General features: G+C 37.7%; 14 protein-coding genes and 1 rRNA gene. 1 reads left to right on the top strand and 14 read right to left on the bottom strand.

Annotation, left to right across the window (positions count from 1 at the left end; translation table 11 throughout):
• Nucleotides 1–129: 129 nt before the first annotated feature.
• From EFD62_RS15105 to EFD62_RS15095, 3 genes are all read right to left on the bottom strand, one after another.
• Nucleotides 130–1,746: a vWA domain-containing protein gene (locus EFD62_RS15105; protein ID WP_128706405.1), complete on the bottom strand. Its 1,617-nt coding sequence runs from the start codon at nt 1,744–1,746 to the stop codon at nt 130–132.
• 65 nt (nt 1,747–1,811) lie between these two features.
• A complete protein-coding gene (locus EFD62_RS15100; RefSeq protein ID WP_235832677.1) occupies nt 1,812–2,624 on the bottom strand; it encodes a Cof-type HAD-IIB family hydrolase in 813 nt (270 codons plus the stop codon).
• A 34-nt stretch (nt 2,625–2,658) separates the two neighbouring features.
• Nucleotides 2,659–3,312, bottom strand: a complete 654-nt coding sequence (locus EFD62_RS15095) for an HAD family hydrolase (RefSeq protein WP_069196087.1) — start codon at nt 3,310–3,312, stop codon at nt 2,659–2,661.
• A gap of 165 nt (nt 3,313–3,477) precedes the next feature.
• On the opposite strand from EFD62_RS15095, the gene EFD62_RS15090 reads away from it, so the two are divergent.
• Nucleotides 3,478–4,239 (top strand): acyl-[acyl-carrier-protein] thioesterase, encoded by a 762-nt coding sequence (locus EFD62_RS15090; protein WP_069196086.1) that lies wholly within the window; start codon nt 3,478–3,480, stop codon nt 4,237–4,239.
• Nucleotides 4,240–4,447: 208 nt separating this feature from the next.
• Here the strand turns inward: EFD62_RS15090 and EFD62_RS15085 are convergent, their stop codons facing one another.
• The 11 genes from EFD62_RS15085 to rrf form a co-directional block, all read right to left on the bottom strand.
• Nucleotides 4,448–4,720 (bottom strand): hypothetical protein, encoded by a 273-nt coding sequence (locus tag EFD62_RS15085; RefSeq protein ID WP_128706404.1) that lies wholly within the window; start codon nt 4,718–4,720, stop codon nt 4,448–4,450.
• Between the two features lie 276 nt (nt 4,721–4,996).
• The gene (locus EFD62_RS15080) at nt 4,997–5,173 is read right to left on the bottom strand and encodes a DUF1540 domain-containing protein (RefSeq protein ID WP_069196084.1); all 177 of its coding nucleotides are present in this window, start codon (nt 5,171–5,173) and stop codon (nt 4,997–4,999) included.
• A 210-nt stretch (nt 5,174–5,383) separates the two neighbouring features.
• Nucleotides 5,384–5,974, bottom strand: a complete 591-nt coding sequence (gene yyaC, locus EFD62_RS15075) for a spore protease YyaC (protein WP_069196083.1) — start codon at nt 5,972–5,974, stop codon at nt 5,384–5,386.
• A gap of 141 nt (nt 5,975–6,115) precedes the next feature.
• Nucleotides 6,116–6,808, bottom strand: a complete 693-nt coding sequence (locus tag EFD62_RS15070) for a response regulator transcription factor (protein WP_069196082.1) — start codon at nt 6,806–6,808, stop codon at nt 6,116–6,118.
• A gap of 15 nt (nt 6,809–6,823) precedes the next feature.
• Nucleotides 6,824–8,263: a sensor histidine kinase gene (locus EFD62_RS15065; protein ID WP_069196081.1), complete on the bottom strand. Its 1,440-nt coding sequence runs from the start codon at nt 8,261–8,263 to the stop codon at nt 6,824–6,826.
• 17 nt (nt 8,264–8,280) lie between these two features.
• A complete protein-coding gene (locus EFD62_RS15060) occupies nt 8,281–9,033 on the bottom strand; it encodes an ABC transporter permease (RefSeq protein ID WP_069196080.1) in 753 nt (250 codons plus the stop codon).
• Nucleotides 9,020–9,745 carry an ABC transporter ATP-binding protein gene (locus EFD62_RS15055; RefSeq protein WP_069196079.1) on the bottom strand — a complete coding sequence of 242 codons (726 nt, stop codon included), beginning with the start codon at nt 9,743–9,745 and terminating at the stop codon, nt 9,020–9,022. Before EFD62_RS15055 ends, EFD62_RS15060 begins: the two co-directional genes overlap by 14 nt.
• Before the next feature lie 96 nt (nt 9,746–9,841).
• On the bottom strand, nt 9,842–11,119 hold the full coding sequence (locus EFD62_RS15050; RefSeq protein WP_235832674.1) for a hypothetical protein: 1,278 nt from the start codon (nt 11,117–11,119) through the stop codon (nt 9,842–9,844).
• 143 nt (nt 11,120–11,262) lie between these two features.
• Nucleotides 11,263–12,870, bottom strand: a complete 1,608-nt coding sequence (locus EFD62_RS15045; protein ID WP_069196077.1) for a putative polysaccharide biosynthesis protein — start codon at nt 12,868–12,870, stop codon at nt 11,263–11,265.
• Nucleotides 12,871–13,220: 350 nt separating this feature from the next.
• The gene (locus EFD62_RS18335; protein WP_407921097.1) at nt 13,221–13,352 is read right to left on the bottom strand and encodes an ABC-2 family transporter protein; all 132 of its coding nucleotides are present in this window, start codon (nt 13,350–13,352) and stop codon (nt 13,221–13,223) included.
• A 261-nt stretch (nt 13,353–13,613) separates the two neighbouring features.
• A 5S ribosomal RNA gene (gene rrf, locus EFD62_RS15035) occupies nt 13,614–13,716 on the bottom strand; the annotation flags it as partial.

The following is a 13,716-nucleotide window of genomic DNA, read 5'->3' as shown; positions in this document are numbered from 1 at the left end:
TACAATTATATTCTACCAAAACATTGTACTTTTTTAAACTAATAATCTTATTAATACGGCTTAAAGGTATGTACAAAAAAGCTGCCTCGAATTTACTTCAAGGCAGCTTTCATATTAATTGCTTCTGTATTAGTCAATACTTTTTGCTTTTTCAATAAGCTCTACAAATTCATTTCTGTATCCCTCATCATCACTATCGGCATATTGCTTTGCAACCTGTAAAACATGGTCATAGGAAGAATTGCCTTTATACTTTGATTCTCTAAGAAGCATACCGAATTCCGCAACAGCAGCTGCAAAATTTAGGTTTTCCGATGTCTTTCCCACATCTTCCTCTAATACAGTTTTAGAGAGCAATTTACTTGTAATGGATTTAGGATTCTTATATCTTACCTTCACTGTAGAAATTTCATTGCTGTCTACAAGTTGAGACTTCTGATACTTTAGCTCATCAACCGTCGGAACCTCAAATTCCGAACCTACCGGAACAACCTCATAAATTGCAGTCACCGAGTGTCCCGCACCTATTTCTCCTGCATCGACTGTGTCGTCATTAAAATCCTCGTCTCTTAAAAGTCTGTTTTCATATCCAATTAACCTATAAGCCTTTACCTTTGCAGGGTTAAACTCCACCTGAATTTTTACATCCTTAGCAACTGTGTTTAGAGTGGCACCCATTTCATTTACAAGTACCTTCCTGGCTTCGTTAATATTATCTATATAGGCATAGTTCCCATTGCCTTTGTCTGCAAGACTTTCCATCTTTGAATCCTTGTAATTGCCAGTTCCGAAGCCAAGAACTGTTAGGAACACACCTTCATCCCTTTTCTTTTCAATCAATCGGACAAGCTCAGCCTCACTGCTCACACCAACATTAAAATCGCCATCTGTAGCCAGAATAACACGATTGTTGCCCGACTCAATAAAGTTTTCCTTTGCTATATTGTAAGCAAGCTTTATACCCTCTGCTCCTGCTGTCGAACCTCCCGCTTCCAGCCCCATTAAAGCATCAAGAATCTTATCCTTTTCATTTCCGGGAGTTGAATCAAGAACCCGTCCTGCTGCACCTGCATAAACCACAATTGATACCCTATCATCCTCATCCAATTCGTCTATAAGAAGCTTAAAGGCTGATTTTAAAAGGGGAAGCTTATTAGGCTCATTCATTGAACCTGAAACATCCAGCAGAAAGACCAGATTGCTCGGAGGCAACTCTTCTGTGGAAAGCTTCTTCGCCTGAAGCCCTACAAGCATGAGATTATTCTCGGGGTTCCACGGACACTGTCCAATCTCAGTGGTTATGCTGAACGGATCGTCACCGTCGGCGTCAGGATAGTCATATGTAAAATAATTAATCATTTCTTCGATTCTCACTGCATCTATCGGCGGTTTGCGCGAAGAATTAAGGAAGCGCCTTATATTGCTGTAGGATGCCGTATCGACATCTACCGAAAAGGTTGACAGGGGGTTGTTATTAGTATCAAGGAATATATTCTCGTTAATAACATTATAGTCTTCGGTATTGTGCTCGATTTGACCAATGTCGATATCCATTCCACCATCATACTGGATGCCTACTGTTCCCGAATACTCAGCTCCGGAGTTTTTATTTAGCATCAGTGAATTGGCATAATCTGCAGTTGATGATTCGCCGCCGCAGGAGGATAACAATCCTGCCATCAAGAAAAACGCAACTATAATCCACACTACATTACTTGTATTTTTTGATATAATATTCATTTTCATGTAATTCCCTCCGTTTATTTGTGTTTTTTGTATTAGACGGAGTTTGTAAAGATTGGTTCCAAATTTTATTTAAAATTTTCTTTAATCCATTCAACCACATAACGGGCTGCATGTTTATCATGATGAACACAGACACGATCTGCAACTGCTATCAGCTCGGGATGTGCATTTTCAACAGCAAACCCCGTTCCCGATGCTTTAATCATTTCCATATCATTTTGATTGTCACCAATCGAAATTACCTTATGCTCTTCAATTCCCATCATTTTTGCAACCACGCCCAATGCCGCACCTTTTGAAGTACTTTTGTCGAGAATCTCCAGAAACTGTTTCTCGGAATACACTGTTCTAAACCCCTTCTGTCTGACCTTTAAAAACTCCTCAACCTCGGGGAGTCTGTCCGGATTGGTCGTAAGTATGACCTTATAAAATGCTTTGGGTATTTCGTCTGGAGAAATCACCAAAGGTATAAAGCCCTCTTTTTTGCTGTGCTTTTGGGTCTCTTCATTCTCACGCAGCAAATATACACTGTCACCCCCCGGAAATATTTCAATGCCCAGATAAGGGAATTTATCCAAAAGTTCTTTCAACAAACCGCTTATATCCTCTTTAAAGTCACAGGTCCAGAGCCCCTTCTCCTTATTAAAATCATATATGAGCGCTCCATTATATAAAATCACAGGAGCATTTACCGGCAGATTCTTCAAGTATTTTCTTACTCCAAGCTCCATTCTGCCTGTTGCAATAGTAAATACTCCCCCGTTGTCTACAAAATACGAAATTGCTTTTATATTTTCTTCACTTACCTCCAACTTGCTGTTGAGCAAAGTCCCATCAAGATCACTAATAAGCATTAAGCCTTGAAACTTTTTTACCATCACAAACTATCCCTTCAAATTTCAATACTATTCACTACCCAAGAAATTCATTGATTTTTTCAGCAGCATCCTTTAAATCACGGGCAATATAATTCACGAAGCTAAAATCCTGCCTGTTGGTATATGCCGACGGTACCGCAATTGTATAGCAACCTGCCCTAACTGCTGCGAGAGCACCATTGCTTGAATCTTCAAGAACAATGCACTCCGCCGGTATGACTTCCAGCCTCTTTGCTGCCATAATATAAATCTCGGGATCGGGCTTTCCCTTTTCAATCTCATCCGAAGTCACAAAAACATCAAAATAGTCTTCTATTTTCAGCTTATCCAGTACTATTTCAAGAAACTTCTTCGGAGAACCTGTAGCTATAGCCACTTTCATCTTTCCTCTGATTACATTCAAAATCTCAAAAAGACCGGGCAATGCTTCAACTTCATTTATAAGCTTCTTAACAAACAAATCATCCCTGATGTTCAATAGCTCCTCCGGTGAAATATCAAGCCCCAGATCTTTTGCAAAAATAGTTATAGCCTCTAAAGGTTTTCTCCCCATCATCTTCCACAGAGTTTGATCCTCTACCTCTTTTCCAAAATTCCGAGCTATCAGCCTTTCAACATCAAAATACAGACGTTCAGTGTCAATCATCAGCCCGTCCATATCGAATATAACCGCTTTTACTTTTTCCAAATAAAACACACCACCCTATTTTGCTATAAAGCAGATATAATAATTAAGCAATTAGGAATAATTTTAAGCAAAAAACAACTTTTTACATAAGAATGCTTTGTTTTTTCCAGACACGTATATATAATAATAATAGTAAACAACAATAATTTCAAGGGAATGATGAAAATGCCGAAGAAAAGATTTTCAAAGAAGTTTGAAGTACATTACTACGAAATCAATACATTGCAGGAAGCAACTCTTCTGTCCCTGCTAAACTATCTGGAGGATTCCGCAATATCCCACTCGGCCTTTGCAGGATACGGGGTCAACGAGTTAATGGCTGCCGATTCCGGCTGGGTATTGAACCGATGGTCACTTAAAATCGATAGATTCCCCAAGCTTGGAGAAGAAATTACTGTTGAGACATGGCCCTCTTCCTTCGAACGGTTTTACGGCAACAGAGAATTTGCGATATTGGATAGCAGTGGAAAAACTATTGTAAAGGCAGCATCCATATGGATATATTTCAATATTAAAAAAAGAAGGCCTATGAGAATCCCTGCCGAAATGGGAGATGCTTATGGTATAGAGGAAACAAGAGCCTTTGAGCAACCTTTTACTGATCTTGACTTTGATTTTGAATCCGAATATACCGAAGAATTTTCCATTAAAAGAAGTGATATAGATACAAACAATCACGTCAATAATAAGAAATACGTTGAATGGATTATGGAAACCGTACCCCAGGAGATATATGACAACTACAAGGTGACCTCTGTGCAGATCATCTACAGGAAGGAAGCGTCTTTGGGTACAATCATAAAATCGGACTGTGCAATTGACCGGGACTATACCCAAGGACTGAGGATTTTTCACAGAATATGGGATAGGGATACCGGTTTGGAGCTAGCGTCGGCTGAAACAATATGGCAGAAGATTCTACCCTAAATACATATCAGAATTCGAAGAAAAAAAGTAACAGCTCGGGACATCGAATCCCTTGGCTTTTGCCTCTTTCATTTCACTGCAAGAGACCAAATAAAAACTTGGGGCATCGAGCCCCTTTTCTTTTGCCTCTTTCATTTCACTCTAAGAGGCTAAATATAGAAAGGGTTGAGTGCTGTCTTCCAGACTCAACCCTTATATAGTAAAATCATTAAAGGGCGCGATCAATTTTATTTTTCATCTCCTTAAGCTCATTTATTCTTTCAGTTATGTAGGATATGTTGTTCTCATATCTGTGAAGAACCTTTTCAACAGCTTGTAATGTAGGGTCCAATGAAGACTCATCCTTTTCTGATTTTGCGAAATATTGCAAGGTATCCTCCATCAGTTCTTTGCTTTTCTTTATTTGATTGAGCTCACAGTTTAGCTCCCGCAAAGTCCTAAGAATATATGGATAATCCTTAAATAAATCTCCCGATGCCATTGCCAATCCCCCTTTACCGCTGAAACCATTAGGTACATTTCTTATTTGCTCGGCAAATATCGAACATATGTTCTATAAATATACTACTATGTTTTGTACAAATTCTCTAATTGTAATTTAACCCCATATACCTGATTAAAATTAATTTTAATACATTACCTCCCGATTTCTCGATTTCTTGTTGTTTATGTTCTGTTTCGAAGTAAATTTTTTTGAGCCTGCCAGGCTCAGTCTTTTGACCTTGCCGGCAGGCATTAAATCAGTTATAAACTTCTATTATCCTTGAGCACTTGGAATAAATGTTGCGCAATCTGTTTGTTCTGAATCGCTTGCGTTTCTTGGTTGAACTTCAATCTTCTCTGCAGCGCAATAGTCACCGTTCATATAATAATGGCATGTGTTTACAACACACTTTACTCCCTCATTAGGCCGATTCATTTTCTCAACTTTCATAGTGCTTCCTCCCGATTTTGTAGTTTATGAACTTCAATATTATTTTTTTTAAAATAGACTCTTTTAATACATCCATTAATATGAAGATCTAAAATATGGTAAGAGGTGCGAGAATTTTAGCATGAAAAAGCACAGTCCCTTTCGAATCGAAAGAACTACTGTGCAGCAAACCATACTTTCATAAATTTCTGAAATTTTAATCTATGATTCTCAAGCAGTAGCAAAGGTATTTAATTTTGCATTTCTTTGCGGCTCCAACTGCTGTTTATATAGAACATACTTTATCGCATTGCTGGTTATCTCAGCCATCTTATAAACCAATCCAAGACTTGTATTCTGTAGCATAACATGAGGTGCAATGCCCCCAAATGCCACAATACCTGATAATGATATGTCACCGACAGGAGGCAAATCCTTGCCCACTCCGCTTCCGGGCTTTATCGGCTCATTGCATAGTCCAATGTGCCCGATATGATCAATTCTTCCTATAGATGCATCAACAGCAATAACAAGCGTATTCGAAGTGTCGATTTTGTCCATTGTTTCCTTAAGGTTCAACGCATGTACAGGCTCAATAATTGTACCGTAAACATCAAAATCGTATATTTGGGACTTTGAAAGCATATAGCCAACCAACGGCCCATAGCTGTCTCCGGTAGAACGGTCTGTACCTATACCTACAACTGCTATTCTTTTGTATTGCTTGTCGAGACTTTTAACTAGGTCGTACATTTCACGATTTAACCTATACTGACACATTTTTTCATGGGTGCTGAAATAAATTTTCTTAGATTTTAACATACTACCTACTCCCCTAAATCAAAATACAACATTTCTAAATAATTATCCGGCTATTCTCTCTTTTTTTGATCTATAAGTACATTATACAACAAATCGGGGCGGTAAAACAGTACAAAATATTATTCGAAACTAGGATAAAATTTATGTTCTCAATCTATACCCTGCTCCCCAAACAGTCTCAATATACTGAGGATTTGAAGGTTCAGACTCTATTTTATCCCTGATTCTACCAATATGAACAGTCACTGTTGCAGCATCTCCTAAGGCATCCAATCCCCATACCCTATCAAAAAGCTCCTCCCTGGAGAAAACCCTGTTGGGATTCTGGGCCAAAAACAGAAGAATATCAAATTCCTTCTGTGCCAAGTTTACTTCCTTTCCGTTTACGAATACCCTCCTTGAATCCTTTTGAATTTCAAGTCCCCTTATCGTAATAGAAGCAGTATTATTATTTCCATATTTGCTTTTGAGCCTTTCATATTTTGCTATATGAGCATTTACCCTTGCCACCAGTTCTCCAGGACTAAAGGGCTTTGTAATATAATCATCAGCTCCTAGTTTTAAGCCATGGATTTTATCAAATTCCTCCTTCTTTGCCGACACGATAAGCACTGGAATGTCTTTATCATCACGAATTCTCTTCAATATTTCATATCCACTCATACCGGGCAGCATAATATCAAGTATCAGAAGGTCATACTCTCCATCTTTAATACTGTTTAAGCCTTCAACTCCATTCATGCATATATCTACATAAAATCCATTAATTTCAAGATAATCCCGTAAAAGCTCTCCTATACTTTCATCATCTTCAACAATAAGAATCTTTCTCACAATACCTTACCTCCTTCAGTCTTCATATTTTTTTAGGGAAATCATCACACTTGTGCCTTCACCCTTGCGGCTAACTGCCCATATTTTTCCTCCATGTCCCTCTATTATCTGTTTCGCAATGGCAAGCCCCAGTCCACTTCCATTCATAGTATCCCTTGCAGAATCAGCTCGGTAAAATCTATCAAAAATATAGGGCAAGTCACTTTCACTGATTCCCGCACCATTGTCTTTTAGCTCTATTACAACATGGGATGTCGCCTCCCTCAAAAAGATATCTATTTTCCCCTGTTCCTTATCCATATACTTTCTTGAGTTGTCAATTATATTTATTATCACTCTTCGTATCTGATCCCGATCTATCATTATATAACGTTTTCCCTTTAGTTGGTCATAAAGAGCAATCTTAATATTGGACTTCTCAAGTTCAATATCTATCTCATATATGCAATCCTCAAAGTACTTTAATACATCTGTCTTTTCAATATTAAACGAAACTTTATTCATATCCAGTCTTGAATACAAAAGAAGGTCATCGATCATCCTGTCCATATGAACCGCCTTGGAATGAACTGTTTTTAAGTACTTATCCACCTTCTGAGGAGTATTGGCCACACCATCCAATATACCCTCAACATATCCTTTTATTGATGTTATTGGGGTTTTAAGATCATGGGATATACTTGAAAAAAGCACTTTTCTGCTATCATCGTACTTTTTCTGTGTGTAACTGGCTTCCACAAGCTTCAGTCTCATTTTCTCAAAAGAGCGGCACAGTTCTCTTATTTGGGCATCTCCATCCTCAATAATTTCAAAGTCAAGATTGCCTTGACTTATTTTTCCCGCAGCAGCCTGAAGCTTTCTTAGGGGATTTATAACTTTCTTTGAAAAAGTAAAAATAATCACCACATTGGTTATTGTAAAGCTGGTAACAAATATCATGATTGAAAATATCAGTAACTTCTCTGTTGTCATCCAATCATTCATAGCAGGAGCAAGCAAAACTATTTTTCCGCTCTCACCATTCTTAAAATTCACAGGAATCACTTTTACCATATAGGTTTCCCCTTGGATTTCAACGATATTGTTAAACAAGTTATCACCAGTCTTTTGAAGACATCTTTCCAATTCGATAGGGCCAATTGAGCGGGTTTCAAAAACCCGTTCTTGCCCCTTAAGCACCACAATATCAGCTTCTATGCTGTCAAGCCTTGTCGAAATATACTCCTGATAATCTTTTTCCAGAATTATTTCCGGGGAATTTTTCAGTACACTTCCATCGGCTTTAAAAAACTCGTATTGTATCTGAGTGAGCTTTTTTACGTTATTATAGCTGATATCAACATCATGTATTCTTGCAAAAACAAACATAAAAATAAAAGATGCCACAAATGTTATCACAAGAGGAATAACAATAATTGCAGCATTCGAAAAAATAAGGCGTTTTTTTAAATCCATAATCTCATTTCACCTTTTTATAAGTCTTTTTTATCAAACATATAATATCCTGCCGTATAAAACATTATAACATATCCTGCCATGATAAAAAACTCTCGTATAAGCTTACCCAATGGTATAGTATCAACATTCCACAAAATATACCAGTCAAACATTGATGTTATAAAAATGTTTGCGTACCTTGGAAAGACTAAGGAAAGTGCATTAAAAGCTATGAATAGAATTATCGATAAAAAGAATACTGTTGTCCCGCTTTTTAATACATTTGATAAAAATACAATAATAAGAGCAAAGCTCATTACAGGTATTAACGTAACAATATAGGATAGAACTATCCTCAAAATTCCGAACACAGATAATGATACTGAGTTAAATATAAACCCCACTGCCAAGGATAGTAACATTACCATCAACAGATTTGCAAGAACAAAAAAAGCAATAGCAGAAATCTTAGCCGTATACAGCTTCACCCTTGAAACCGGTCTAGTCAATGTAATTTTCATTGTGTTGTGAGAAAACTCACCGGAAAACACGTCTATGGCAACAAGGGCTGTAAATAAAGGCAATATGGTATTGACCAACAGTGATAGTACCAGTATCGGAAATTGCGTACTGCTGGCAGTTATCAATCCAAACCCCTTATTTACTCCAGTAACCAACAACTGCCCCATAACTATGGCAAGAAGTGACAGTATAGCAGCTACAACAACCTTCTTTTTTCTGTATATTTTCTCTACTTCATTTATAAATGCGGCTTTAAACGTTCCCATTTTTACCTACCTCGCTTACAAAATAGTTTTCCAGTGAAGCAAAGTTCTTAAGGATATTTTCGGTTGTGTCTACATTGACCACCTTGCCGTTATACAATATTCCAATCCTGTTACATGTAAGCTCCACATCATGAATAAGATGGCTCGAAATAAAAAAAGTAGTCCTTTCATTCTCTGCAAGCATCTTAATAAGCTTTCTCATTTCTATCATACCTTCTACATCGAGACCGTTTAACGGTTCGTCCAATATTATCAATTCCGGCTTGGACAAAATTGCTGCAGCTATCCCCAGCCTCTGCTTCATACCAAGGGAGAAATTCTTCACCTTTTCGTTTTTGAACTTAAGAATGCCGGTAAGCTCGAGGACTTCATCAATTCTACTATTGTCGATGTCGTCATAGAACCTAGCAAAAAGCTTTAGATTCTCATAGGGTGAAAGATATGGATAGGACTCTGCAGTCTCAATTATGCAGCCAACCTTGTTCATGGCCTTTTCAAATTCGGTCAGGACACTGTGTCCAAAAATCTTCACATCTCCGCTGTCCGGGAGCATGAGACCCGTCATAATCTTCATAGCCGTAGTCTTTCCCGCACCATTGGGGCCAAGGAATCCAAACACATCTCCTTTGTATATGTTAAGATTAATATCGAAAATTCCTCTTCCATTCTTATATAATTTGGTAAGTCCGCTTATTTCAAGTACAGTTTCCATTGAACCCTCCCATAAATAAAATAATTTATTAAACCGACAGCGGAAAATCCGCTGTCAGTTTAAAATAAATCCTTAATGCATCAGTGTTAGAGCTTCTTACTCTTCAAAAACCTTATAGAAAGATGAATTGTATATAATATCATCCGACGAATTGAATACAATTCCATCCTCTGCAGGGTTTTCACTTGGAATGTAGCATTCAATTCTTCCCATATCCAAATACATGTAGCCAACAATTACATTTCCTAAATCATCAGTAACTTCAAGCTCACCTTTATTATCATACATATCTACCTTCAAGCTGTATTTTTTCGAGTCACTACCGTAATGCGCATATTCTTCTTTGTAGATCTCGGTGTATGTTCCATAAACATAATCGTCATTAATGCCTGTAATTTCTATAACTCTCTCACCTATCTTGACGAATCTATCATTTTCTTCGATAATAATATCATTCTTCCATTTGCCAAGATACTTTTCTGAAACATAGCCATAAGGAGTAGTGTGTACGATACTCTTTTCTACTTTCTTACCTGTCAAGTCAGGCTTTACCACTGCAGTAGAGTTTATGTTGTAGACCTTGAACACCAGTTCAACCTTCAACTCATGCTTTGTTCCATCTTTCTCGCTTCCAGCGAGTATAAACTCTCCAAACAGGTTTTCAATTATTCCATCCGCATTCACATTAGCTCTTCCACTAATTTCCTTCACAAATACATCATTTTTGAGGGATGGCATATCAAATTCATTGTATCCCACTGTTCTATCAAATACCGACTGCTTTGCAGCATATGCCGTAACTGCGTTGACCAAGGCAGGAATCTGTCCATCGCTTAACCTTCCGGAAAATTCCTTGCTTCCTTCCGGATTCTCCCCTACAATAACGTACTCCTTAAGATTTCCTATTAAAGCATCGAATATTTTTTCAATATACTCAGCATCTTCATCCTCAAAGAAATTGTTGAGCGTTACAGCGTCCTTATCTTCACTTTCATATTCATTGACATAATAAGTATCTGCGTCGTTACTGTTATAGTACATACTGCACCAATTATCCCTATAGGAATAAAAACTTTCCTTCTCACTTCCTGCAAGTTCGGAAGTTGTGATATTTTCCATTCTGCTGTTAGCCATATCGTACCTTGCTATTTCGGAGTTTGCCACCAGAACTTTGTCATTATCTTTAATAGATAAAGCCATTTCCATAGTAAAGCTGTCATATTCCTCTGAAACGCTTGCCACTGTTTTCTTTATAGCATCCTTTAACTGATCATACCCTGTTTTAGAAACAACATCTGCAAAGGCTGTAGACATAAATAATGCGGCGCCAATACAAAAACTTAATAGCATTGTTAGATTCTTCTTTTTCTTCATTTACCAACTCTCCTTTTTAGTAAAATTTGAGGAAACATTTCCTTACTTACTATTTTACATACCAGCTATAAATTTCAACTAAATAATATATAAACAATTAATAAACTTTTACACAATTTCAAATAAACTTACTTTATTTCTATCTATCTGGCTTTATTTAATATGAATTTCGGTATCATTCCCTTGATTCTGGCGGGCAAAACATCAAAATCTTTCTTGGTTATTCCCCTAACCAGTATCATTATATAAAAGTATATCGCCATCCCCAATAGAACCGAAATAACTGCAGATAATGCATTTACAACATATGCACTCTTAATAAAGCCTAAAGCAAAGTTCAATCCTTTGTATACAAGCCATACGAAAGCTCCCATCACCGCTGATGATATAATCGGTTTTAGCGACTGCTTCAGTATGTCAATTTTTATTTTCAATTCCTTTCTTACAGTTATTGTGTTGAGAATAATGGTTAAAGCGTATCCCACCATACTTCCTATCACTGCACCCATAATATTTATCTGAGGGTTGGCAATAAGTATATAATTGAAAATTATCTTTGCGATAATACCCAGAATTACATTTATTGTTGCCTTATACAGTTTTCCTGCTCCCTGCAAGATCGATGACTGTATTTGAACAACGGACATAAGAATGAGTACCAGTGACCCGTAGCGCATCAAGTGCGAACCTTCTCCATATTTTAATACTGCATAGATAGGTCCACTCAATATTGACAACCCTATAGCCGATGGAATTACTATTAGCATGCACAGCCTGAAGGCGTGGTTGGATTTATCCTCAACCTGCTTCACGTCTTTTTCTGCTGCAGCTCCTGAAATGGAAGGCAGTACCGCGGCCGCAAGAGCCGAAACTATAGAAATCGGCGCATTCATTATTTGTTGGTATTTAGATAAGTAGCTGTGCATGACCGATGCCATTTCCAGCGTATAACCGCCGGCCAAAAGACGTCCTCTTATATTGGCCACGTCAATAAGGTTGCCCGCATACTGAGCACCTACACAAACAGTAATGGGTAAGCTGTAATGAAATACCCTTTTGGCAAGTTGCTTATACGAATACCTTTTTGCGGTGCTCCTATGCTGTTTCAAATCATTAATTTCTTCGCTTCTTCTATTGTAAATAAATATAAGAACAATAGTGGAAAACAACGCTCCTAGAGTTGTTCCCACGGTACCACCGGCGCACGCTGCTTCAAGGCTTTTGCCTATAAGCAATGCAGCAAAAAGCACCGTAAATATCATGTTAAATATCTGTTCAACTACTTGGGATATTGCGGTTGGAGTCATATTGCTCATTCCCTGGAAATATCCCTTGTACGCAGATGCCAACGCAGTAAAAAATAGCGTTGGAGATAATGCCGCTATTGCAAGATAGGATTTCTCCGAATTAATCATAGCAGCCAATGGCTTGGCTGTGACAAACATAAGCACTGATAAGACAGTACCGATTATAATTAGAAAGAAACGGGATATTTTAAAAATCCTCAAAGCGTCTTTATAGTTGCCCACAGCAGTAAGCTCTGATACAGACTTTGCTATGGCAACGGGAATACCCGAATTGGCAATAACGTAAATAAATACATAAACCTGATATGCGGCAGCATAAATACCATTTCCTTCATCTCCTATAATGGCAAGCAAAAAGGGGATATAAAGCACCGATAATACTTTAGTTATCAGCCCTGCCGCCGACAGTACCGCAAACCCCTTTGTCATTGACTGTTTTTTCATATCTGCACCTAATTTCCATAAATTGTGTCTTCTAATAATATTATTGACAGCTAATAAGCCATCATACCTATTCTAATACAACGAATAGAGTTGTTCAAGTTCAATTCCTTTCTAATTTTTAATGATATAATAAATAAAGCAAAGACCGGCACCAAGAAGCTTCACTGCCGTATTCGGTAATGTTCAAAGCTAGATTCGAAGCGGATTCTCCCATTTTGCCTCTCCCCAACATATAAACATATCTGACCTCATACTCATAAGACCTCATACACACGCAAAAAACTGAGAATTCACTGGCTTTAAAAGATATGTATCAAAACCGTCACTCCTAATAAGGCCTGGGAGCTCTATCAGATTGAAAAAAGCCCAAACACCCATAATGCGTCAATGATAGTAAATGTCCCAATATAAAAAAAAATTTCATATTTCGTCCAGCCTGCAACGGTATCCATCTCTCTAAAAATTGAATCCATAAAAACCAACTGGACATCAAAATAATTTCCAATATCTCATTGCACCTTTTGAATGATTCAATTGAAAGATTTCTAGTTATTCCTCTTCCTCCATACGTTTGCACAATTCCTGCAGTTCACGAATTTCTTCTTGTAAACTATTTTTTTGATTTTCCATAACAGTGGCCTCCTATTAAATTTCACTAACTTACGTTCCATTTTCATTTATTATCCCGTGAGGCCAAAAATAAAACAAAGCCCTATGGAGTAACCATAGGACTTTGATATTAAATCTGGCAGCGACCTACTTTCCCGGGACGTCTCCATCCAAGTATCATCGGCACTGAGAAGCTTAACTACCGTGTTCGGTATGGGAACGGGTGTGTCCTTCTCG

Origin of the sequence: Acetivibrio mesophilus, from assembly GCF_004102745.1 — a bacterium.
In the GTDB taxonomy this organism is placed as follows: Bacteria; Bacillota; Clostridia; order Acetivibrionales; family Acetivibrionaceae; genus Hungateiclostridium; species Hungateiclostridium mesophilum.
This window is presented reverse-complemented; position numbering and strand designations above follow the sequence as displayed.